At 42.5% G+C, this 23,454-nt stretch carries 25 protein-coding genes and 1 other RNA gene; 7 read left to right on the top strand and 19 right to left on the bottom strand.

Annotated elements, in window-relative coordinates:
• Positions 1–4 precede the first annotated feature (4 nt).
• The 6 genes from BMW98_RS17205 to hemF form a co-directional block, all read right to left on the bottom strand.
• Positions 5–370, bottom strand: coding sequence for a DUF2200 domain-containing protein (locus BMW98_RS17205; RefSeq protein WP_090260228.1), 366 nt, complete (start codon positions 368–370; stop codon positions 5–7).
• Positions 371–1,165, bottom strand: a complete 795-nt coding sequence (locus tag BMW98_RS17200; RefSeq protein WP_090260227.1) for an MIP/aquaporin family protein — start codon at positions 1,163–1,165, stop codon at positions 371–373.
• A 56-nt stretch (positions 1,166–1,221) separates the two neighbouring features.
• Positions 1,222–1,309: signal recognition particle sRNA small type (ffs, locus tag BMW98_RS17195), an RNA gene on the bottom strand.
• Positions 1,310–1,394: 85 nt separating this feature from the next.
• Entirely contained in the window at positions 1,395–1,658 is a 264-nt protein-coding gene (locus tag BMW98_RS17190; RefSeq protein ID WP_090260226.1) for a hypothetical protein, read from the bottom strand.
• 8 nt (positions 1,659–1,666) lie between these two features.
• Positions 1,667–2,230: a phosphatase PAP2 family protein gene (locus BMW98_RS17185; RefSeq protein WP_090260225.1), complete on the bottom strand. Its 564-nt coding sequence runs from the start codon at positions 2,228–2,230 to the stop codon at positions 1,667–1,669.
• Positions 2,227–3,126, bottom strand: coding sequence for an oxygen-dependent coproporphyrinogen oxidase (hemF, locus tag BMW98_RS17180; protein ID WP_090260224.1), 900 nt, complete (start codon positions 3,124–3,126; stop codon positions 2,227–2,229). The genes BMW98_RS17185 and hemF overlap by 4 nt, the downstream gene beginning before the upstream one ends.
• A gap of 170 nt (positions 3,127–3,296) precedes the next feature.
• Here hemF and BMW98_RS17175 point away from each other — a divergent pair, with 170 nt between their 5' ends.
• Positions 3,297–5,402, top strand: a complete 2,106-nt coding sequence (locus BMW98_RS17175; RefSeq protein ID WP_090260223.1) for an alpha-ketoacid dehydrogenase subunit alpha/beta — start codon at positions 3,297–3,299, stop codon at positions 5,400–5,402.
• Between the two features lie 3 nt (positions 5,403–5,405).
• Here the strand turns inward: BMW98_RS17175 and tamL are convergent, their stop codons facing one another.
• Positions 5,406–7,841 (bottom strand): translocation and assembly module lipoprotein TamL, encoded by a 2,436-nt coding sequence (gene tamL / locus BMW98_RS17170; RefSeq protein WP_476727118.1) that lies wholly within the window; start codon positions 7,839–7,841, stop codon positions 5,406–5,408.
• Between the two features lie 49 nt (positions 7,842–7,890).
• Here tamL and BMW98_RS17165 point away from each other — a divergent pair, with 49 nt between their 5' ends.
• Entirely contained in the window at positions 7,891–8,628 is a 738-nt protein-coding gene (locus BMW98_RS17165; protein WP_090260221.1) for a TrmH family RNA methyltransferase, read from the top strand.
• Positions 8,629–8,639: 11 nt separating this feature from the next.
• Here BMW98_RS17165 and BMW98_RS17160 read toward each other — a convergent pair whose 3' ends face one another.
• The 9 genes from BMW98_RS17160 to BMW98_RS17120 form a co-directional block, all read right to left on the bottom strand.
• Positions 8,640–9,428 carry a queuosine precursor transporter gene (locus BMW98_RS17160; protein WP_090260220.1) on the bottom strand — a complete coding sequence of 263 codons (789 nt, stop codon included), beginning with the start codon at positions 9,426–9,428 and terminating at the stop codon, positions 8,640–8,642.
• A gap of 1 nt (position 9,429) precedes the next feature.
• Positions 9,430–10,347, bottom strand: a complete 918-nt coding sequence (locus BMW98_RS17155; RefSeq protein ID WP_090260219.1) for a ribonuclease Z — start codon at positions 10,345–10,347, stop codon at positions 9,430–9,432.
• Between the two features lie 3 nt (positions 10,348–10,350).
• Positions 10,351–10,716, bottom strand: coding sequence for an STAS domain-containing protein (locus BMW98_RS17150; protein ID WP_090260218.1), 366 nt, complete (start codon positions 10,714–10,716; stop codon positions 10,351–10,353).
• 4 nt (positions 10,717–10,720) lie between these two features.
• Positions 10,721–11,668, bottom strand: a complete 948-nt coding sequence (locus BMW98_RS17145) for a phosphoribosylaminoimidazolesuccinocarboxamide synthase (RefSeq protein ID WP_090260216.1) — start codon at positions 11,666–11,668, stop codon at positions 10,721–10,723.
• Positions 11,669–11,868: 200 nt separating this feature from the next.
• Complete coding sequence (locus BMW98_RS17140; protein ID WP_090260214.1) at positions 11,869–13,182, bottom strand: toxin-antitoxin system YwqK family antitoxin; 1,314 nt, start codon at positions 13,180–13,182, stop codon at positions 11,869–11,871.
• Between the two features lie 53 nt (positions 13,183–13,235).
• Positions 13,236–14,414, bottom strand: a complete 1,179-nt coding sequence (locus BMW98_RS17135) for an acetyl-CoA C-acyltransferase (protein ID WP_090260213.1) — start codon at positions 14,412–14,414, stop codon at positions 13,236–13,238.
• A gap of 108 nt (positions 14,415–14,522) precedes the next feature.
• Positions 14,523–14,942 carry a hypothetical protein gene (locus BMW98_RS17130; protein WP_090260212.1) on the bottom strand — a complete coding sequence of 140 codons (420 nt, stop codon included), beginning with the start codon at positions 14,940–14,942 and terminating at the stop codon, positions 14,523–14,525.
• A gap of 91 nt (positions 14,943–15,033) precedes the next feature.
• Entirely contained in the window at positions 15,034–15,786 is a 753-nt protein-coding gene (locus BMW98_RS17125) for an ABC transporter ATP-binding protein (RefSeq protein ID WP_090260210.1), read from the bottom strand.
• Positions 15,783–16,517, bottom strand: coding sequence for an MlaE family ABC transporter permease (locus tag BMW98_RS17120; protein ID WP_090260208.1), 735 nt, complete (start codon positions 16,515–16,517; stop codon positions 15,783–15,785). The genes BMW98_RS17125 and BMW98_RS17120 overlap by 4 nt, the downstream gene beginning before the upstream one ends.
• Positions 16,518–16,681: 164 nt before the next feature.
• Between BMW98_RS17120 and BMW98_RS17115 the strand changes: the two genes are divergently transcribed.
• The 5 genes from BMW98_RS17115 (at position 16,682) to BMW98_RS17095 (ending at position 20,682) form a co-directional block, all read left to right on the top strand.
• On the top strand, positions 16,682–17,386 hold the full coding sequence (locus BMW98_RS17115) for an SDR family oxidoreductase (protein ID WP_090260207.1): 705 nt from the start codon (positions 16,682–16,684) through the stop codon (positions 17,384–17,386).
• Between the two features lie 181 nt (positions 17,387–17,567).
• On the top strand, positions 17,568–18,032 hold the full coding sequence (locus BMW98_RS17110) for a leucine-rich repeat domain-containing protein (RefSeq protein WP_139177642.1): 465 nt from the start codon (positions 17,568–17,570) through the stop codon (positions 18,030–18,032).
• A 71-nt stretch (positions 18,033–18,103) separates the two neighbouring features.
• Entirely contained in the window at positions 18,104–20,092 is a 1,989-nt protein-coding gene (ispG, locus tag BMW98_RS17105; protein WP_090260204.1) for a (E)-4-hydroxy-3-methylbut-2-enyl-diphosphate synthase, read from the top strand.
• Between the two features lie 10 nt (positions 20,093–20,102).
• The gene (locus BMW98_RS17100) at positions 20,103–20,324 is read left to right on the top strand and encodes a DUF6728 family protein (RefSeq protein WP_090260202.1); all 222 of its coding nucleotides are present in this window, start codon (positions 20,103–20,105) and stop codon (positions 20,322–20,324) included.
• Positions 20,325–20,328: 4 nt separating this feature from the next.
• Positions 20,329–20,682, top strand: coding sequence for an MmcQ/YjbR family DNA-binding protein (locus BMW98_RS17095; RefSeq protein ID WP_090260200.1), 354 nt, complete (start codon positions 20,329–20,331; stop codon positions 20,680–20,682).
• On the opposite strand, the gene BMW98_RS17090 is transcribed toward BMW98_RS17095, so the two are convergent.
• From BMW98_RS17090 to BMW98_RS17080, 3 genes are all read right to left on the bottom strand, one after another.
• The gene (locus BMW98_RS17090; RefSeq protein WP_090260198.1) at positions 20,679–21,248 is read right to left on the bottom strand and encodes a hypothetical protein; all 570 of its coding nucleotides are present in this window, start codon (positions 21,246–21,248) and stop codon (positions 20,679–20,681) included. The two genes, BMW98_RS17095 and BMW98_RS17090, sit on opposite strands and share 4 nt — an antisense overlap.
• Positions 21,249–21,271: 23 nt before the next feature.
• Complete coding sequence (locus BMW98_RS17085; protein WP_090260196.1) at positions 21,272–22,324, bottom strand: aromatic ring-hydroxylating oxygenase subunit alpha; 1,053 nt, start codon at positions 22,322–22,324, stop codon at positions 21,272–21,274.
• Between the two features lie 69 nt (positions 22,325–22,393).
• The coding region (locus BMW98_RS17080; protein ID WP_139177640.1) for a T9SS type A sorting domain-containing protein at positions 22,394–23,454 on the bottom strand (1,061 nt) is incomplete at its 5' end.

Here is a 23,454-nt window from a genome sequence, read left to right as displayed (position 1 = left end):
TTAATTAGGCCTCTCTTAAAATCTTTTCCATTTTTCGACCCTTGGCCAATTCGTCTACAAGTTTATCTAAATAGCGAACTTGTTGTGTTAGGGGAGTCTCTATTTCCTCAATGCGATAGCCACAAATGGTTCCTTTAATCAAAGGAGCATTTGGGTGTAGTGTGGCTTGTTTGAAGAAGTCAGCAAAGGTTACTTTTTCATCAATTAGGTTTTGAATCTTTGCATCATCAAAACCGGTAAGCCAAGTGATTACAGTGTGAAGTTCTTCTTTGGTTCGTCCTTTCTTTTCTACTTTGGTAACGTAGTGAGGGTAAACCGATGCGAATGTCATCTTGGCAATTTTGGCATCATGTGCTGGGGTCGTAGTCATTTACTTTTTCTTTCCTTCTTCAATAATAGCATAAAAAATGGCAATGGCAGTAATGGCAATGCATGCCCAGCCGAGTATGGATGTTGTGCTGTTAAAAGCAAGTCCGTATATAGCAACGCCTGCTCCGCCACCTACAATTGGCCCTACAATTGGCACCCAAACGTAGTTCCATTTAGAACTTCCTTTTCCCTTTATAGGCAGTAGAAAGTGTGCTAACCTAGGTCCAAAATCACGAGCAGGATTTATAGCATAACCAGTTGAACCGCCCTGAGCCATACCAATGAGTACGATGAGCCCACCAACAACCAATGGGTTTAGGCCTTCGGCAAATTGGTTGGCGCCAATCATTAGTAGGCCGAACATCAAGATCATGGTGCCGAGCATTTCGCTTACAAGGTTAGCGCTTTTCTGATCGATTGCACCTGCGGTGCAAAAAACACCGAGTTTGGCGCCTTGGTCTTCAGTTTTGCCCCAATGAGGTAGGTATTGCAGCCAAGCAAGGCTGGCACCAACTATCCCACCCAAAACTTGAGCAATGATATAACCAGGCACTTGAACCCACTCAAAGTCGCCCGAAATAGCGAGCGATACAGTAACGGCAGGGTTGATGTGTGCTCCGCTAACTGCGCTGGCGGCATATACGCCAAAAGTAACGGCTAGGCCCCAACCAACGGTGGTAACTATCCATCCTGCGCCATTGGCGTAAGAATATTTTAGGGTTGTGGCAGCATTTACGCTATTACCAAAGCATAGCAAAACGGCAGTGCCAATAAATTCAGCAACATAAGGAGACATAGGTGGTGATGAGATTGTTCGTATATAATGATACGAACTAGGAGGGAATAAAAAAAGGCATCAGGATGTCGCACCGCTACAACCGCCTACCCTTGCTCTGTTCCCAGCCTGGGGGAGTTCAGCAGGAGCTGGTCGCATCCCTTTGCCGGGTGCAAAGGTATTAAGATTTATTGCTTTCAAAAAAGAGAATGGGAAAAATTCTTTACGTTTTTCAAACGGGCTAAAAAGACTATTCTTTGTCTTCCTTTCGAGTAAAGAATTCCTTTTTCATATATAGCTGAAACTCAAGGGGACTGCTCTCTTTGAACTCATCAACTTCAAGATCATCATAGATGTCTTCATCGTATTGCATGTCGTTTTTTTCCACCTTTCCGTCTGGGTGAATGATCAATTCAGTGCCTGAATAGTCAATTGGGTTCAATGCAACCAATACTTGGAAGTCGTCAAACACACGTTTGAAGTACTTGTATACGATAGCGTCTTTCTTAGCCATAGTTCAATTTAAGCTTTCTTAATGTTAAGGGTTTGCTTTAGCCCAAAATTAATAATTAAGGCGGCTAAGTAACCAAGTATTCCTCCTACAATAATGTCGCCCGGAAAGTGCACTCCAAGATAAACGCGGCTATAGGCTACTACAGCGGCCCATACAATCAAAAACCACGTCCACTTAAACTTGTCTTTGAGTAAAAACCAGGTAAGGAAGGCAATGGCGAACGAGTTCGAGGCGTGTGAAGAAGCAAAACCAAATCGGCCTCCGCAACCTTTTAGTAAGTGTACGGTCTCCTTTATTTCAGGATCGTAACAAGGGCGGAACCTTTGAACCCATGGTTTGAGAATACCCGATGCGGCTTGGTCGCTCAAGAAAATGAGTAACACAATGCCGAGCAGAATCCAGTAGTACTTGTAACCAGAATGTTTGATTAATCCATAGAGGATTACTGCATAAAGGGGAATCCAAATGTATTTATCGCTAATCCATGGCATGAGAAAGTCCAAAAACTCATTATGTTGTCCATTTAAAAAACGGAAAAGCGATTTATCCCAAGCCTCTAATTGCTCTATCATACCCAGTTAATTCCCTTTTTAAGCAAGGCAAGGGTTTCTCCCTCTTTAGACTTTTTCGGAGGGTCATAATCGTACTCCCAGCCCGCGTTTGGCGGCAGGCTCATCAATATAGATTCTGTTCGGCCGTCTGTTTCTAAGCCAAATTTTGTTCCTCTATCCAGTACCAAGTTAAACTCTACATAGCGACCTCTGCGAATGTTCTGCCACTCCTGCTCTCGCGTGCCATAAGGTAATTTGGCGTTTTTGCTCATAAAGTGTGTGTAAATAGGAGCGAAGGCTAACCCAACATCTTTTACAAAGTTGAACCGCTCTTCTTTTGTATGATCCTCATCTTCACTTAAATGATCAAAGAAAATACCACCAATACCACGGGTTTCTTTTCGGTGCTTTATGTAGAAATAATCATCGGCCCAATTCTTAAATTCAGCATGATAATTAGGACTATGCTTATCGCAAACGGCTTTTAGTTTTTCGTGGAAGAAGATGGCATCCTCTTTATCTACATAATGAGGGGTAAGGTCTATGCCACCGCCAAACCAATAGGTGCCAGAAGACATTTCGAAGTAGCGGATGTTCATGTGGATGATGGGAACCCACGGATTTTCTGGATGAAGCACAATACTCACCCCAGTCGCAAAAAAGTCACCTTCCGTAAGGCCAAAAGACTTGAGGATTTTCTCTGGTGTTTTGCCGTGCACTTCAGAAAAGTTCACCCCGCCTTTTTCAATAATGCTTCCATGGCGCATTACACGACTGCGGCCACCGCCACCGCCTGGGCGCTGCCATTTGTCTTGAATAAACTCACCTGTACCATCTACACGTTCTAGTTCTTTGCAGATGTGGTCTTGAATATTTTTAAATACACTTGCTATGTGGGCTTTGTCAATTGCTGGCATGGCGCAAAATTATCATATTCTCTAAGAACATAAAGCATATTATAGTTCCTGAAACCAAACATTGAAAAGGATTCCCTCGTTCTTTAAATGGTTTTACTACCGAACGTTAGTTTTTTCTGTAATCGATTGAATAATTGGTTAAGTTTGTTCTGTAAATTGATAGTAGCCGAATGGAATTAAAAGAGAAGAAGTCGACCACAAATACATCAAATAAAAACATCAACATACCTAAAAAAACACTGGAGAAAGCGTATCGCTTAATGCAAACTGCCTACCAAATGGCGGTTACATACGATGAAAATCGTGCGGTATGCAGCAAGTATGTGCACAGTACTTCTCGTGGGCATGAAGCCATTCAGTTGGCGGCTGCTTTCCAATTACAACCATTCGATTTTGCCGCTCCTTACTATCGCGATGAGTCTATACTTTTGGGGATAGGCATGCAGCCATATGAACTTATGCTGCAGCTTATGGGTAAAAAAGATGATCCCTTTTCTGGAGGTAGAACCTATTATGGTCACCCATCTTTAAAGCGTGAAGGCTTTCCTACTATTCCTCATCAGAGTTCGGCAACGGGTATGCAGGCCATTCCGGCAACAGGTATGGCGCACGGTTTACATTACTTAGAAGGCCAAGGACTGTTAAAGGGAAACAATAAACCAGTTGTAGTATGTTCTTTGGGTGACGGTTCCGTTACTGAAGGCGAAGTTTCTGAAGCCATGCAAATGGCCGTTTTGCATAAACTGCCTATTGTCTATTTGATTCAGGACAACGAATGGGGGATTAGTGCCACGGGTAAAGAAATGCGCGCCATGGATGCTTATGAATTCGTTGCTGGTTTTAAGGGGATGGAGCGTATGCGCGTGGATGGTTCTGACTTTGTGGGATCTTTCGAAGGCATGAAAAAGGCCTTTGACTATGTGAGAAAAAACAGAGGGCCGATTTTGGTACATGCTACCACACCATTGTTGGGGCACCATACTTCGGGTGTTCGAAAGGAATGGTACCGTGGCGATTTCGATTTGAATGAGCATCAAAAGTCGGACCCAATACCGAAGCTGAGAAAGGCACTAAAAGCTGCTGGTTATAAAGAAAAAGATATTGTTGGTTTAGAAGATGATGTGCGTGCTTTCGTGCAATCTGAATATGCTCGTGCATTAAATGCTGAAGATCCTGATCCGGCTACTGTTGAGAATCACGAGTTTGCTCCAACACCAATTACCGAAGAAAAAGGCCAACGTAAACCACGTGGTGCCGAAAAAGTAGTGATGGTTGATGCTGCTTTGCATGCCGTTGACGATATTTTGAAACAGCATCCTGAGGCTTTGTTTTATGGGCAGGATGTTGGTGGGACATTGGGAGGCGTGTTTAGAGAAGCCGCTACTTTAGCGCAAAAATATGGCGATGGTAGGGTTTTCAATACGCCAATTCAAGAGGCTTACATTGTGGGGTCTACCGCAGGTATGTCGGCAGTGGGCGCTAAGGCAATAGTGGAGATTCAATTTGCCGACTACATTTGGCCGGGCATCAACCAGTTGGTAGAGGAGCTTTCTAAAAGTTGCTATTTGTCGCAGGGGCAGTTTCCAATTCAATCGCTTATTCGTGTACCGATTGGTGCTTATGGTGGAGGTGGCCCTTATCACTCAGGCAGTGTAGAATCTACTTTACTGAATATTCGCGGCATTAAGGTGGTTTGTCCTTCTAATGCGGCCGATATGAAAGGCTTAATGAAGGCTGCTTTCCACGATCCTAACCCAGTTGTAATGCTTGAGCACAAAGGCTTGTACTGGTCTAAAGTGCCAGGAACTGAAGAAGCAAAAACTTTTGAGCCTGATGGGGAGTACATCGTGCCATTGGGTAAGGCAAGAGTAGATCAATACGCTGCTGATGAGGTCATGGAAAATGGTGAGTCGTGTTTGGTAATTACCTATGGAATGGGGGTTTACTGGGCAAAGGCAGCTAGCAAAAAGTTTGAAGGCCGCGTAGAGATTCTGGACTTAAGAACGCTTAATCCAATAGATTGGGAGGGAGTTATTGAGGCTGTAAAGCGACACAATAAGGCTTTGGTGCTTACTGAGGAGCCATTGCAGAATTCTTTTGCAGAATCTTTGGCTGGTCGTATTTCACAGGAGTGTTTTGAAATATTGGACGCCCCAGTAATGACTTACGGAGCACTTAATCTGCCGGCTATTGCACTAAATGTGGACTTAGAAAAAGCCATGTTACCTACAGCCGAAAAAGTGGAGGCTCAATTAGAAAAGCTATTGAACTATTAAAGGTTAGAAAGGATAGCCCACGGCAATGTTCCATGTGGCTTGATCTCTACGAATAAAAGGCATCTGCCATCGATCCCCGGCATCAAATCGGGGATCTTTTATTTGTATTCCGTAATCAAATCGGAAAACAAGGAAGGAAAAGTCCATTCTTAAACCAGCCCCAACACCAACGGCAATTTCTTTATAAAACCTATCGAATGAGAACTTTGCTCCTGGGGAAACGCGGATTACACCGTTAGGATCTTGCACTGAGTATTCATTAAAGTTCCAAACATTCCCTGCATCAACAAAAACAGCGTAGTCCAAGAATCCGGTAATATTGCCACGATACTCCGCATTTAACTCAATCAGAATCTCCCCTGGTTGTTCAAATAGATAGTTGCCTCGGTCTGGAACTAACTCACCATTCTCGTCCAACTCATTCTGACCATTCTCATCTAGTTTATATGGGTATGCAGAGCCAGGCCCAAGGCGTCTAGGGCTCCAAGCACGGATGCTGCTACTACCACCGCTAAAAAAGTACTTTTCGTACGGCAGTGCACTGTTTTCACCTTCTGCACTTTCGCCATATGGCACTGCTGCACCTGCGTTAGCACGTAGCACCCAGGCATCACCGTTTGGTCGTGGTAAGTATCTGCGGAAGTCCAATTGCACTTTGCTGAATTCGTAAAATTGCAAATCGTTGTTTTCCAGAAGACCGGTGCCGAATATGTTGTTCAGGTTTCCACCAGATTCAAGGAAAACCCTTACAAAACTCGATGGCGTGTTTGGGTCAGAATAATCGAAGTTATAGGTGGCATTAAAGGAGGTACTTGAAACAAACGATCGCCTGAAAGAGAGGTAGAGGGTGTTTCCTTGCGACTGTAAATCTTCTAGCAACTCACGGAATGAGTCCGAGATAGAATAGGTGTTGATCAGGTTTATGTCGGCTACGTTTAAGGTGTAACTTCTTGCTCCCTTTTTATTCTGCCATAAATAACTGAATCGGCCGTTGAGGTTAGAACGCGTATACTCGCCTGGCCTTTTAGTAAAGTTGTAACCGAGCGAAATTGTATTGCGCGGATTGTAGGTGGTTTTATTAATTAGGCGTGAGTTTAAAAGCGGAATATTGAACCTAGGGAAAGTAAGCGAAACATTCCCACCATACTGAAAACTACCGTATAGCCTATCCTGATTGGTAATTGGGCTTACACCTTCTTGGGAAACAAAAGCGCCTATTTCAAGAACTTCAGCAGCACCAAATGCATTCCTGTTTTGTAACGATACGTTATAAAATGGCCCGGGAACACCTTCCGTCATGTTTAGTCCCAACTCTTGATTTAGCTGGAATTTTTTCAACGGTGCGGTATATATGGTGGCTACAAACTTGTCTTTGAGTTGCGTAGTGTCAAAGTTTATGTTCACGTAGCGGAACATATTCATGTTAAGCAATTGCTTTTGTGTATTGACAATCTGGGTGTAGTTATAAAGGCTGTCTGGCCAAAACTTGGTCCGAGCATCTAAAACTTTGGGGTTATAATGCTGCAGGCCGCTGTTATAGGTTACGCCCTCATAAGTTTCGGTTTTTTGAATAGGCGTATTGCCCTGTGTGTTTATTACGATAGAGTCTAGCGTAAATACTTTGTGCTTGTCTCTGTTGGCTGGTTTGTTTATTACCGTGGTTACCCAAAGGTCTGTTTCATCGGGGGCGTAAAGTATCTCAAAGTTGATGTACTGCTCGTTGAACTCGAAGTAGCCATTGTCTTTGAGCAAAAGGTTCAGTCTATTTCTTTCTTGATCAATCTTCGATCTGTCATAACCTTCGCCAACTATTAGAAATGATTCGTCCTGATATTTGTTGATCAAATTGGTAATGGCCGAATCGCCCGTTCTTAAATTCAGGCTATCGATAAAGCTTCTAGGGCCTTCTTCGACAACGAAGTCTTGGAATATCTTTCTGCCTCGCTGTTTCTTTTCTACCTCAACTTCCGCCTTTAGGTAGCCTTTTCCTTTTAAATAAGATTCTATTCGCGAGCGAGAGTATTCAATTTCAGCACTGTCGTATACGGCTAAAGGAGAACCTGTTCGCATTCGTAGGTTACCCAGTTTTAACTTTTTGTCTATTCTTTCAAGTTTTCGGGTTTTTCTGGCTTCTAATTTTTTCGTTTTTCTACCGTCAGCTTCACGTTCCTCAATTTTTTTATCTAGGCTAGCAACAATTTCGGCTCGCTTTGCTTCAATTCTAGCAGTATCGAAGTTATTTTCGCCCGATTCGTAGATTACCGCACCAATGGGGCCAAGTATGGGCACGCGAGTGTTTGGTGTAAGGGTTATTACTTCCCTCATTTCGCGCTTATTGGCTGTTTCTACGTTTTTAAGATTTTGTTTGTACAGCCATTTTTCGCCATCTTCCAAGTACCTCACGCCCGAACAGGCAGAGACTGCAAGAATGATGCACACAAAGAAAAAGAGTTGATGGGTTACCTTCACTGAATATTAAGCGACTGCTATGCTTTCTAAACGTAAAATAAAGTATTTTAAATCTCTGCAATTAAAGAAATATCGCATTCAAGAACGAATGTTTTTGGTAGAAGGGAGCAAAGGTGTAACAGAAGCATTGGGTTCTAAATTTAAGGTTAAACACTTGCTGGCTACCGAAAGTTTTCTTTCAACCTGCGATTCCACAAAAATAAGCAGAGCCGAAGAGGTTTTAGAGGCTTCTGAAAAAGATTTAGAGCAAGTAGGTAGTTTTAAGTCGAATAATGCGGCAATAGCAGTGGTAGAAATGCCTGAAAATCATGGTGATTTCATACCGAAAACGGGTTTGGTTTTGGCGCTAGATGATGTGCGTGACCCTGGGAACCTTGGAACCATTATTCGTATTGCCGATTGGTATGGCATTACGGATATTATTTGTTCTGAAGAGACTGCGGATGTTTTTAATCCCAAGGTTATTAATGCTACAATGGGCTCTTTTACAAGGGTGAGTATTCATTATCAGAACCTAACGGAAACGCTCGCTAAAACAGGTTTGCCAGTTTATGGAGCCTTGCTCTCGGGTGAGTCGATTTATGATAAAAAGCTATCGCAGAACGGAATTGTGTTAATGGGGAATGAGTCGAAAGGAATATCTGATGACTTACTGCCATTGGTGAGTGAACCAATAAAAATACCGGGTAGAGGAGGAGCTGAGTCGCTAAATGTGGCAATTGCTACGGCTGTAGTGCTCGATAATTTCTTCCGTTAAAAAAAGGAGTCCTAGCTTTCCCGACTGGCGCTTTCCATCATTTCATGGGCAGTTTCTTTGCCTAAGTAATTATCGATAATGTAATGGGCAATGTAAAGTAATGGCGTAAGCCCCACGGCAATTACAAATTTGTAGATGTAGTTTGTAATGCCCACGGCCAAAACCTGCGTAATAGACCAAGGTCCGAGAAAGTAAAAGGCCACGAATAGCACCACAAAGCTATCGATTAGCTGAGAGACCAGAGTGGAGCCAGTGGCACGTAACCAAATTTTCTTTTTACCGGTAATCCTTCTGAGTTTGTGGAAAACAAACACATCTACAAATTGCCCAATTACAAAAGCTACTAGCGATGCAAAAATGATATTCAACCCTTGTGTGAGTACTTTTTCGAAAGCATAATTAATGTCAAATGCTTCACCGTTTTCGTTTACAGCATTCACGTTTAGCCAAAATTCTGCCGGCACCAGCTTCATGGCTAAGTAGATGGCCACAAAGGCATAGGCGATTAGTCCCACGGTTATAAAGGTGATTTTACGAACGCCCTTTTTGCCAAAGTATTCGTTAATAATATCCGTAGTAATGAAAACAACTGGCCAAAGCAGCACTCCGGCTGTCATATTAAACTGAATAAGGAAATCGCCAAAAAGAGGAATGTCGAGCGGCTCAAAGCCCAATGTTTGTTCAAAAGAGAATATTTTTCCTCCAATTATTTCGGCTATAAGGGCATTTGTAATGAATATGCCGCTCAGCACCATAAAGAGCATTGTTTTCTTATCGCTGAGTAGGGATTTGGCGTTCATATTATTCTTCTAATATGAAGTCTTCTCCTTCCAATGCCAAATGCGATTCAGGAAAAACTGTACGTGCTTCTTCGGCTATTGGCTCCAATTCTTTGTAGCGAACCGAAAAATGGCCTAACAGCAACCGGCCTGCATTCGCTTTTAAGGCTATTGTAGCGGCTTCTTTGGCCGTACTGTGGTAAGTGTTACTTGCTCTGTCCATGTGCTCATCCAAAAATGTAGCTTCATGGTAAAGCATGTCTACATCCTTAATAATTGGAACAATGGACTCATCGTATTTGGTGTCGGAACAGAAAGCATAAGAAAAGGATTTGCGCGGAGGTTTGGTAACCAAGTTATTCTGAAATATCACATTGCCATCTTCATCAATGGCGTCTTCACCATTTTTTAAGCGAACAATGTTCCTTATCGAAATATCTTCGGGTAGTGAAGCACGAACAACCCTGCGTTTTTTCTTTTTCTCTTCGAATAAAAAACCACTACACGGAATTCGGTGATTTAGCGGAATGCTGGTAACCGTTACAAAATCATCTTCGTGAATCACTTTGCTTGTGGTGGCGTCAACTTCGTGAAAAGTGAGGGGGTAGTTGAAAACTGTTTCGGAGTATTTCAACTGTAAGGTAATGATTTCTGAAAGGCCTTTGGGGCCGTAAAGGGTTAAAGGAGTTTTTCTGCCCATTAAATGCATGGTGGAAAGTAGCCCCATTAAACCGAGGTAATGATCGCCATGTAAATGGCTAATGAAAATGGTTTTAATACGTTGGGCTCTAATTTTGTAACGCTTTAGCTGAAGCTGTGTAGCTTCTCCACAGTCGACCAAATAATACTGCCCTTCGATGTTGACGAGTTGCGAAGTATGGTGTCTTCTGTGAGCTGGCGCTGCAGAATTAGAGCCCAGTATTTTTACACGAATGCCCAAATGTTATTCCTCCTCTTCCTCAGGGCTATTGGCTAAAACGAGGTCTTTGGCCGCTTCGTCACTCGACAAAATTGTCAATACATTGTTTAGCTGAGAGATAGTTAAAAGCTTATCTACAAAAGCAGTTACTTCAGAAAGAATGAAAGCACCACCAGCTTCAGTGTAAGTTCTGTTGCCTGTTAACAAGGCGCTAAGTCCTGAAGAATCGGCATACTTGGTATGCGAAAGGTTAAGGATTAGGTTTTGGGTACCTTGTGTTTGTAGGGCTACAAGCTCCGATTTCAACTCTGGAGAAAGTGTAGAATCTAGCTTCTCTTCTTCCAAAGTGAAAACGGTATATAATTCATGTTTATCAATCTGATACTTCATATGATTAATTTTCTTTTTCTAAGTATGCTTGAACGTTGTTATAAATGCGATCGGAGGTGTTAGAAGTTTCATCCTTCACAAATTTTTCTCCTGTCACTTTTTCAAACAGCTCAATATATCGCTCGGAGATAGATTTTACAACATCCGGAGTCATTTCAGGGATTTGTTGGCCGTCTTTGCCCTGAAAACCATTCTCAATAAGCCATTGGCGAACAAATTCTTTCGAAAGCTGTTTTTGCTTTTCTCCCAACTCTTGGCGCTCTTCATAACCTTCTTTATAAAAATAGCGCGAAGAATCTGGTGTGTGAATTTCGTCTATCAGGTAGATTTCATTGTTGTACTTACCAAATTCGTATTTGGTGTCAACTAGAATTAAACCTTGTTCCGAAGCAATTTCAGTTCCTCTTTCAAAAAGGTAACGGGTGTAAGTTTCCAACTGCTCGTAGTCCTTTTCAGACACAATGCCTTGCTTAAGAATTTCTTCACGAGAAATATCCTCATCGTGACCTTCTTTCGCTTTGGTAGTTGGTGTAATGATCGGCTCAGGTAGTTTGTCGTTTTCCCTTAAACCTTCGGGTAAAGCTACACCGCAAACTTCTCGTTTTCCATCACGGTATTCTCTCCACGCATGGCCTGCCAAGTAGCCTCTAATTACCATTTCTACAGCAAAGGGTTCGCATTTTAGACCAACGCTCACATTTGGGTCGGGCGTAGCCACAATCCAGTTCGGAACAATGTCGGCTGTTGCTTTTAAGAATTTAGAGGCAATTTGGTTGAGTACCTGTCCTTTGTATGGGATTGGCTCTGGCAGAATTACGTCAAAAGCGGAAATTCTGTCGCTGGCTACCATTACCAGTTGGTCTTCAAAAAAGTAAATGTCTCGAACCTTTCCGCGGTAGAAATCGACCTGATTTGGAAAGGTGAATTCAGTTTGTTTGATCCCTTCAGTCATTGCTTCAAAATTAGTTAAAAAAATATTTGTGGAGCGCTTCTGCGTAATTTATTGCCAATGTGGGTTTCGAAAGAAGGCTTGATTTATTGAGATGCTTTAAGCAGTCAACATAAACCTAGATTAAAATAGCATATAATGCTTCAAACTGAGCGAGTTTGAGGGCTAAGGTTTGACGAATAACAAATCACTCGAAGCAGTTCTTAATTATCCGAGCTGCTAATGAGTTTGCCTTCTGAGTAGGATTCGGATTTTAGCAGTTCACCAGTTTGGTTGTAAAACTCCCAAACGCCATGCTGCTGGTTGTAGTAGTGGTTGCCTTTAACTTTTACATTGCCATTTTCGAAGTATTCGTAATAGCGACCCGATTTAATGTCGTTGTGGTAGCTGGTTACATAATGTTTCTTTCCGCTAGGGTAGAAGATGGTTTCGAGCCCCGTTTTCTTTCCAAACTGATATTGTTCTTGCTTAGTAAGTTGTCCGTTTTCAGCAAAGTGTTTCTGCAGTCCATTGATAAATCCATTCTGATAAGGGCTCTCTACCTTTACCTGTCCGTTTTCATAAAAGGTTTTCCAGGTTTTTACCTTGGTGGCGTTCTCATAGTATTGAACGGATTTTTCTTGACCACTTTTATAGTAGTTGGTATAGGTTACATCCTTGGTAATACGGGTGTAGTTCTCTACCACCATCACTTCACCTGTTTCGTAATAGTGAATGTTTTTGCCCGATTTAGCGCCTTTTTGATAGTGGAGCTCCATTCTTATTTTGCCGCTATCATAATACTGAAAGGCATCACCATGGTTTAGCCCGTCTAGATAATTGCCTTTTGCAATTAGCACCTCATCGGTGTTGTAATGCTCATATGGGCCATTTTTGTAGCCATTGTTGTAATTATAAACCCACTCTTTATTTCCATTGCTGTAGAAGGTTTCATATTTACCTTCAACGTGGCCCATGTTATAGTTAAATCGGCTCGAAAGTTCTCCATTGTCGTAGTAGGTTGTGGCTTGACCATGCTGGGTACCTTTAACGTAAGTGAACTCTTGCAGCTTTTTACCATTGCGGTAATACTCTACAAAGGGGCCATTTGGGGTTCCGCTTTCAAAAGTAGTTTGCTTTCTTACCGAACCGTCTTCAAAGTAGGTGGTAACTTTTCCATTCAATTGCCCTTCCACAAACTCTCCTTTTTGAATGGGGATTTCATTTTTGGAGTATACTTCGAAAGGCCCTGTCTTAACTCCGTTTTCAAAAGTTACTTTCGACATTAAAGTGCCGTTTTCATAGTACTCATTGTATTCTCCCGAAGGTTTTCCTTTATCGAAAGTGCCCTTGGCAGCCACAGAACCACTTTCAAAGTACTTGGTATAAGCACCGTCTATTTTTGTGGAGTCTCCATCTAAAATGGTGTAAACCTCTTTTACCAACTTGAATTCTGGTGGATAGTAAGTTTTCACTGTGTCCTGACCATAAAGGGCCAAGGGTAAAGAACATATGAAGAATAAGAATAGGTGTCGCATAAAAAAGCCTTACGTAAAAGTACGTAAGGCTCAATGAAATAGTATAATCTCAACTACATTTTCTCAATAACAATGGCCGATGCGCCACCGCCACCGTTGCAAATACCGGCTACGCCAATTTTACCATTGTTTTGGGCCAATACATTGCAAAGTGTAGCTAAAATTCTGTTGCCCGAAGCACCTAGCGGGTGACCTAAGGCAACTGCACCACCATTTACGTTTACTTTTGCTGCATCTAAGCCAAGTTCTTTGTTGTTGGCCAAAGCCACTGCAGAAAAGGCTTCGTTGATTTCGTAATAATCTACTTGCTCTTTAGAAACGCCTGCCATAGCCATTGCTTTCGGAATGGCTTTACTTGGTGCTGTAGTAAACCAAAGCGGGTCTTGAGCAGCATCGCCAAAGCCTAAAATTTTGGCAATTGGTTTTACGCCAAGCTCTTCCGCTTTCTTTTTGCTCATAAGTACCATGGCCGAAGCACCATCATTAATAGTCGATGCGTTTGCTGCGGTTACAGTGCCTTCTTTGCTAAACACAGGGCGAAGTGAAGGGATTTTTTCGAAGAACACGTTTTTGAATTCTTCGTCTTCATCCATAATGATTGGGTCGCCTTTACGCTGTGGAATGGCTACCGGAACAATTTCTTCTTTGAATTTACCAGCTTCGGTTGCTGCTGCAGCTCGCTTGTATGAATTAATGGCGTATTCATCCTGCATTTCGCGGGTTAAGCCCATTTCTTTTGCGGTATTGTCTGCACAGTTCCCCATCGGGAATTGGTTGTAAACTTCCCAAAGGCCATCTTTCACAAGGCCATCTACAAGCTCTCCATTTCCATACTTGTAGCCATACCTTGCTTTTGGAATGTAATATGGAATGTTCGACATGCTCTCCATGCCACCGGCAATCATTACATCGTTGGCACCAACCATGATTGACTGAGCGGCTAGCATAACCGTTTTCATACCAGAAGAACAAACCTTGTTAACTGTGGTACAAGGTACTTCGTTGCTTATACCGGCACCAAGCGCAGCCTGGCGGGCAGGGGCTTGACCAAGGCCAGCAGAAACAACATTGCCCATGTATACTTCTTGAACTTCTGAGGCGTCTACTCCGGCTTTTTCCAAAGCGCCCTTAATGGCAAACGAACCTAACTGTGTGGCGGTGAAGCCAGCTAATTTTCCTCCAAAGCTACCAATTGGTGTACGGGCAGCCGATACAATATATACTTCGTTCATAATCGATTTATAGTTTACCTAACGAGTGTTAGCAAATATAAAGATTAACACGAAGAATCGAAGGGAAAGTTCAGGATTCGGGGACTGGGGTAAATGGGGATTTGTTGATTAGGGAATTTGTTTAATGGTGGGTGATTCGTCACCAAAAACGAGAATAGCTTCTCCGTTTTCACAGATTACTCCTTTTGGTGTTGGAGGAATGGAGCAATCGCTAAACAGCCCCCACTTTTTATTAAAAGCTTCTTGTGCCACTTTGTGTTCTTCAACCTTTTGTAAGAATGTTTCTGTATCTATGTTTAAGGAGTAAGCAATAAAGCCACTTGGGCCTCCGCAAGGTTTATTACCTACACTGGTAAATGTCCACTCTTCAGGGTTCTCACATTCGACACTTGAGGCTAAAGCTTCAATCTCTGAAAGTAGCTCTTCCAAATACTTCGCTTCTTGTTCTTGGGTGCTTATTTGTTCATCGCTGCATCCAAAAACTAATAATAGAATGATAGATAGTATAGGTTGCTTAAGAAGTTTCATGTCGATCTAATGGACAGGAGAGCTAACGCTCTCGTTTTTATAGTGATTTGACACTTCTAGCTAATAAAAGGTTGGGAGAATGTTTATTGGTTTACACCATCCCTCTAAACTTGCGCATCATTTTATTGGCGAAAACAAAATCGTCTAGCTCTTCAATGCCGCTGTGTGCAATCCCTTCATTGTTGCCTTCCCATAGCTTTCTGGTGTTGCAAATAAAGATAATGTATTCGCCAATCTCCATTACAGAGTTCATGTCGTGGGTTACGATTACCGTGGTTATCTGGTATTCTTCGGTTATTTCAGCCAGCAGCTGATCAATTTTAATAGATGTTCTCGGGTCTAGGCCAGAGTTGGGCTCATCGCAAAACAAGTACTTTGAGTTGTTTACAATTGCTCGTGCAATGCCCACACGTTTTTGCATACCACCACTAATTTCCGAGGGCATTTTGGTGTTTGTGTTCTCAAGCTTTACACGCGCTAAAACCTCGTTCACACGATCGAGTTTTTCATCTTCTGGCATTTTGGTGAGCACATCTAGCGGAAACTTTACGTTTTGCTCCACATTCATTGAATCGAACAAGGCACCACCCTGAAAAAGCATGCCTATTTCTCTTCTAATGTCGGTTTTAAGGTCTCTATCGGCCGTTACTAGGTTTCTGTTATCGTAAAGAATTTCTCCTTCATCGGGTTTGAATAGCCCGACAATGTTTTTAAGCAACACGCTTTTTCCTGAACCACTTGCGCCAATAATCAGGTTAGTTTTTCCTTTCTCAAAAGTGGCATCAATGCCATTGAGCACTTGTTTGTCGCCAAAAGACTTCGATACGTTTTTTAACTCTATCATGACCCTAGCATTAATTGAGCAAGAATAAAATCACTTAAAAGAATAGCAATACAGCTTACGGTTACCGCTTTGGTACTCGATTGACCAACTTCTAATGCACCACCTTTAGTGTAGTAGCCCATGTATGCCGAAATGGACGAGATGAGAAAGCCAAAGACTACTGACTTAATGAGTGCGAAGAATACACCAAACTCGTTAAAGCTCGATTGTAAGCCCGATAGGTAGTCGGCCGGAGCCAATGCTCCCGCAAATTCAGCGGCCAAATAACCACCGCCAATAGCAAGCACACCTGCTAATATTACCAAAAACGGATACATGAAAATGGTGGCAATCACTTTCGGTAGCACTAAATATGAAGCCGAGTTGATGCCCATTACCTCAAGTGCATCAATCTGCTCGGTAATGCGCATGGTGCCTAAATTACCGGCTATGCTCGAACCAACCTTTCCGGCAAAAACTATGGCCGTAATTGTTGGTGCCAACTCCAAAATTGTCAGGTCTCTTACTACCAAGCCTATTACTGAATCGGGAATAAGAGGAGAAATAAGGTTATAAGCCGTTTGTACGGTAGAAACAGCCCCCATAAAAACCGATACGATTGCCACAATGGTAATACTGTTCAGCCCAATGTAAACGCACTCATCTACCGTAAGCCTGAAATATGTTCTGAACGATTCGGGGTTTTTAAAGAGCGCCCCGAGGAATAAAATGTACTGACCAATTTTGCTCATGAAAAATCGTGATGCGGTTTTGCGCTATAGCAGCAACGGTAAAATAACAAAACTTGTATGAATGGTTCCGCCTTGGGCATTAAAAAGATGTATAAACTAAAAACTAAGAGCGCCATTGAAGGTTTAGCGAAAAGCCAATTAACTTAACAGCCCAAATAATTACCATGAGGAAATTAGCAGTTATTACCAGCGGAACAAAAGGAATAGGGCGCGCTACTGTAGAGAAGTTTTACGAATCGGGCTTTGATGTGGTAACATGTGCCAGAAACGAAAAAGACCTTAAAGCCTTGAAGGAAGATCTATCCGCGAAAAGCGAAGGAGAGGTGTTTATTCGTCCAACCGATATGTCTAAGAAGGAAGAGGTGCTAGCTTTTGCCAAGTTTGTGCAAGACCTTAATCGCCCAGTCGATATGCTGCTTAATAATACTGGGGTTTTTATTCCAGGAGCTGTACACGAGGAGGCAGACGGTAGCTTGGAACAAATGATTGAGACGAACTTATATAGTGCTTATTACCTCACCAGAGCATTAATAGGCAATATGAAAACACGTAAATCTGGCCATATTTTTACCACAGGTTCAATCGCTGGTATTACTGCTTATGCAAATGGAGGCTCTTACTCCATCTCAAAATTTGCTTTGTTGGGCTTCACCAAGGCCATTCGTGAGGAAATGAAGCCGTACGGTGTACGCGTAACTTCTGTGCTTCCTGGTGCTACATTTACGGCCAGTTGGGAAGGAGTGGACCTGCCGAAAGAGCGTTTTATGAAAGCAACCGATATTGCCGATGCAATTTACGGAGCGCATGCCCTTTCGCCTCAAACTGTGGTGGAAGAAATTGTGCTTAGGCCACAAGAGGGAGATATTTAAGGGTTGTCTCGAAGGCTAAACTCCCCCTTTTTGGACCGGGGTAATTACCTTATTTAAAATGAGAAAAAACCACCCTTCAGGGCTGGGGTAAACATAACCCTTTAGGGCTGGGGTAAATGTCTTATTTATGTAGGAAGCGCATTAAGAATCTTCAAATCAAAAAAGTAATCGAATGCCAAAAATGGATAGAAAGGAAAAACGCTTTTGGGAGCTATTTCATGGTTTTAAAAATGAAAAAGCAATCCCTGAAGTAACAGATAGGCTTTTCTACAAAGAAATGGAGCTTTACGATGAGCATCTGGAATACATTTCACGGAGAGTAAAAAAGGTAGATAGGCTGGAGATGAACGAAACGTATGTGACAGACACTGGGCTTGAAGCACTGACAAAAATGGAGAGAATTAAGGAACTTCAGTTAAAGAGCTTGGAAGGCGTAACTGATGCTGCTATTCCTGTTTTGTCGCAAATCAAAGGGCTTGAATTACTGCACTTAGGCGGAACAAGCGTTACAGTAAACGGAGCTAAAGGCTTGTCTGCTGCTGCCAACCTTAATAGATTAATCCTCAGCCGAGGCAATGCTACCGATGCGGAAATAGAGGCATTGAAAGCAGCACTACCAAACTGCGATGTGGCGGTGAACCCTTAAACATAAGTTCCTTTCGTCATTACTAACAATTTCACTCATTTCAAGTTACCTTTGAGGCAAGCAAAAAGTACATGGAAATTACCTTAGCTTCAGCAAAAAAATATTGTAACAGTCCGGTTGAATATAGCCGCAGAAAGACCATTCCTGTGCGTGTGGGCGATGTGGTAATTGGCGGAGACAATCCAATTGTGGTTCAGTCTATGACCACCGTTGATACCATGGATACCATGGGCACTGTGGAGGAAACCCTCCGTATGGTGGAGTCTGGCTGTGAGTTGGTTCGCATTACTGCACCAAGTCTTAAAGAGGCAGAAAACCTTCGTAACATCAAAGCCGAACTTAGAAAGCGTGGCTGTAACGTGCCTTTGGTGGCCGACATTCACTTTACCCCAAATGCGGCAGAGCTAGCGGCTCAAATTGTAGAGAAGGTAAGGATTAATCCAGGTAATTTTGCCGATAAAAAGCGCTTCGAGTCGATTGAATATACTGATGAGACATATCAAGAAGAGCTAGAAAGAATTAGAGAGCGTTTTACTCCGCTAGTTGAATTATGCAAAAAGCATGGTACGGCTATGCGTATTGGCACCAATCACGGATCGCTGTCTGACCGTATTATGAGCCGCTATGGCGATACGGCTTTGGGAATGGTAGAATCGGCCCTAGAGTTTTTGCGTATTTGCGAAGACCTGAACTACGACCAAATTGTGCTTTCCATGAAGTCGAGCAATGCGCAGGTAATGGTAGAAGCTTACCGTTTGCTGGCACAAAAGCTCGATGAAGAAGGGCTGAAGCCTTATCCTTTGCACCTTGGGGTAACCGAGGCAGGCGAGGCTGAAGATGGCCGAATTAAATCGGCAGTGGGTATCGGTACGCTTTTAGAAGATGGTTTGGGCGATACCGTTCGTGTGTCCCTAACCGAGGCACCAGAGTATGAAGCTCCCGTAGCACGCAAGCTTATTGAAAGGTATGCGGATAGGGCGGGGCATGCTGCTATCGAACCAATAGAAGAAATTCCTATCGATCCATTTCAATACCATAAAAGAGACTCTTTAGAGGTACTGAATTTTGGTGATTTAAATGTGCCACGCGTAATCGCTGACTTGAGTCAATTAAACGCAGTGGAGGTTAAAGACCTGAAGGCAATCGGACATTTCTATTTGCCAGAACCCGATAAATGGCGCATGAACGATCAGGGTGCTGACTATGTCTATTCGGGCGATAAGGTGATTCCTTTTATGTTGCCAAATGGCCTGAAAGAGTTGGTGAATTATAATGCATGGAATACGCTGGATGATAAAAGCAGTCGTTTCCCTGTTTATACTTTTGCCGAGTTGGCCGAAGCAGAAAACTGCTCTGATGAACTCAACTTTTTAAGGTTGAATGCGGCTGATATCAATGAGGCTGTGCTGGCTGTTCTGGAAGCCGATAACATTGTGGTATTGCTAGAAACAGACAATGCCCATGCCATGCCGGCCATGAGAAGGTTCTTTTACGAATTAGTGGAAAGAAAACTTCGCTGCCCAGTGGTGATTGTTCGCCCTTATGATGTTACAGACGAAGAGCAATTGCTGATAGACGCTTCAACGGATATTGGCGGCTTAATAGTGGATGGTTTTGGTGATGGAGTAATGCTTCAGGTGGCGAATAACGCGAACAAAGAAGCCTACCTGAAGGAGGCGAAATTAAAGAACGAAACGGCATTTGGTATTCTACAAGCAGGTAGAACCAGAATGACCAAAACGGAATATATCTCGTGCCCAAGCTGTGGCAGAACCCTTTTCGATCTGCAAGAAACCACCGCAATGATTCGTAAACGTACCGATCACCTCAAAGGAGTAAAGATCGGGATTATGGGCTGCATTGTAAACGGACCAGGCGAAATGGCCGATGCCGACTATGGCTATGTTGGTTCGGGTAGAGGTAAAATCACTTTGTATCGTGGACAAGAAGTTGTGAAACGAGGAGTGCCTTCCGCACAAGCTGTTGACGAACTGATTGAAATTATACGCACAGACGGCAAATGGTTAGAGCCTGAGTTGGTTGAACGTTTTGAAAATTAAATTTTGAGCTATGGTTGATGATAAAGAAAAAAATGAAAGAGGGGAGAAGGTAAAGCTATCGGCAAAAGAGGCCTTCGATTTTAGTCCTGTTTTGGGTTATTTCTTTAGAAAGAAAGACCCTAACAACAGACCAAACTTCAACCTAAGAGTAATGCATGGCATAAATAAAATATCCATCATTATGTTCTTAATTGCCCTTACCGTAATGATTGCTCGCTACTTTACGCGCTAATAATATGTATATAGACGAGTATCGGGAATACTGCCTTTCTAAACCAGGAACTTCTGAAGAAACTCCTTTCGGACCCGATACTTTAGTGTTCAAATGTTACGGGAAAATGTTCGCGCTTACCGGCATCGATTCATTCGAATATGTAAACCTAAAATGTGACCCTGAGCGCGCTGCTGAACTTCGTGAACAAAACGAAGGCATTAAGCCTGGTTGGCACATGAATAAAACGCATTGGAACTCTGTCTTTACAGATAATCGCGTATCCGAAAAGCTATTAAAAGAGCTCACAGATCATTCCTATGAGCTCGTAGTTAAAAGTCTTCCTAAAAAAGTAAAGGTCGAAAATGGCCTGATTTAAGGTACCGATTTTAGCACAAAGTTATGGAAGCTGTGGTTGTCGTAGTCTGTTACGGTAAACTCAATCCAAGCTAAGAAACGGTTGTTGTTAATGTCGATCTTTACGGCAACGTAGTGACTTGTTAAGCCATTCCATAGGCCGGTGGTAGTTCCCCCGGTAGAAACAGCAAGTGGTAATACGCTATTGGCGCCTCCCCAAGTTTCAGAGTCGATACTTACTTTTACTCCTGCTTCCTTTGGTAGAATGTCACCATCTCCATCTACCGAAAAAGTGGTGGTTCCATTTAATGATTCTAGGGTGAGTCCTTTATCTCCATTAAACTCTTGGTAGGCTCTTATTTCCACATCGTCTTCACCATCTACATTTACATCAAGGGATAGCGTCCAACTATGAACGTTGTCGTTGTTTGTGGTAATTGGGGCGGTAAGTCCAAAGGAATAAACATCGCTGCCCTCATAGCCCATTTCTAGCTCTCGCTGCTCTTGGGTTATACCTGGGCCATCGTCTCCACTACATGCCAAGAAAACGATTGCAGGTAGAATTAAAAAGAATATTTTTTTACACATAATTCTAAAATTAATAATAACAGTTAAGTCTGCCAGTATAATGTTTGTGCTTTTATCGGATTTTCGAAAGGAATTTTTTCCTCTTGGCACTTTTCATAACGTATACGAATGGCATTGTACCATTTTGCTTGCATGTCGGGGTCGCCCATAAGCATTAATGGTGGGTTGTTATTCAAACCTTCTTTCAACTTTTTAAATACATCAACATCTTGTTGAATAAAGGTTTCAGCAAACTTGTAGAAGACAGGTTTAAGTGGTTTAAACCACTTTATGTCTGTATAAATGAATTGCGTAAGCTCCGTTTCGTGTTCATTTACCGGGGTCAGGGTAGTCATGATCACAATGTCGTTTTCGCCAACTTTAATGTGTTCAATCCGAATACCAGGGATTTGAAAACTGATTTCAGTGGTTTGCTCTTTCTTTAGGATTTTATAGGCCGCAGAGTTTTTTGAAGGCTCGTGCCTAACCATAGTGAAACCTAAGTGCGATGGTGCGAAGTTCTTTGTCTTCAACTTCAGGTTAGTCTTCTTTCTGAAAAACCAAGATTGGTGTACAAAAGGAACGTGTGCTGGGTCAATTAGACCAATAACCGAATGGTCCAGTCCGCAATCCATGCGCTTGGCTGTTACCAAATCAAACTTCTGATCTTCCTTAAGTGGAAACTGAGGCATCAAGCTTTCATCAAAGTCCTCAGGCTTACGCATGTCTTTAGGTAAGTAAATAAGCACTAGACCATGAATTTCTTTGAGCAGATAATATGGAGCCCTGATCTTTGAAACATCTAGTGATGACTGAGGAGGAAGTGCCGGTATTTTGGAGCAAACTCCATCGGGCTTAAAACGCCAACCGTGATAGCAGCACTCAATTTCGCAGCCGTCAAAATTTCCGTAGGTCAGCGGGATGCCACGGTGAGGGCACTGATTTTTGAGTGCAAAGACCTTCCCATCTTTGTCTCGGCCAAAGCAAATCTTCTCTCCATCAATCTCCTTCTCAATCGTTTCGCCTTGCTTTAGGGCGCTGCTGTGACAAGCCAGGTACCAGATGTTCCGTAGGTTTTTCGACTTTTGAGTACTCATATTGCTACAAACATAATCATTCCTATGTGATGAGGAGAATAAAAAAGGCTACTAGTGTAGCCCTTTTGATTATCTTATTATAGCTTTTAAAATGCTACGGTACTTTTGATCCTGAGCGACTCGGATAAAGTATAGTCCTGAAGCGTATAAAGAGGTTTGAATGGTATGCTCGAAACTCAGACCATTCTTAGCCTTATTTACTTGATATATTACTTTTCCGTCCTTATTTACCATTGTAATGCTTACAGGCGCATAAACTTCATTTTCAAGGGAAATTGTTATTTCGTCAGTAGATGGGTTCGGATGAAGCCCCAGTTTGCTCGATACTTCAGAAAGGTCTATGGAGGTAACCTCGGTAACTGTAAAAGCTATTTCAAATGTGTTACTATTGGTTTCGCCATCATTCACGGATACGTTAACCGCTAATGAGCCAACAAAATCGATGGTTGGAGTTACCGTGGTGCCATTAAGAGTGTAGTTGTCGCCTTCTTGTACAGTCAAGGTGAAGTCGGTTGGATAGTCGTTATCCACATCTGTCACGGTTAAATCGGCAAGTGTTATTTCTACAGATGTTTCGCTGTCAATAGTAGTGTTGAGCGTTGTGCCTTCAATTATTGGTGCATCGTTTACTGCGGTTACGGAAACTGATGCTTCAAAAACTGCGGAGTTAGCCTGATCTGTATCTTGAATTATTACGTTTACGGCCAGTGTTCCAAAGAAGTCTTGTGCCGGAGTTATGGTTAACCCATCAAAAGTATAGTCTTCACCTTCTTGAATTACTAGCGCGTGATCATTAGGGAAGTCGTTGTCAACATCAGTGGCCGTAAACTGGTCTATAGATAACTCAAAAGAAGTATCTTCTTCTGTGTTAACTGTTGCCTCAAAGCTCTCAAGAATAGGTGCATCGTTAATTGGCAGTACTTCTATTTCAATATTGAAAGGTTCGCTATCATCTTCTCCATCGTTGGCTATTACAGGCACTGTTAATGTGCCATAGAAGTCTTGAGCAGGGGTGATGGTTAGTTTGTCAAATGTGTAGTTCTCACCTTCTTGAATTACTAGCGTATGATCAGCTGGGAAAACATTATCAACATCTGTGACAGTAAAATGGTTGATGGATAGGTCAAAAG

Origin of the sequence: Roseivirga pacifica (assembly GCF_900111145.1) — a bacterium.
GTDB lineage: Bacteria > Bacteroidota > Bacteroidia > Cytophagales > Cyclobacteriaceae > Roseivirga > Roseivirga pacifica.
Note: the sequence above shows the minus strand (reverse complement) of the source record. Positions and strands in the feature narration are given on the sequence as shown.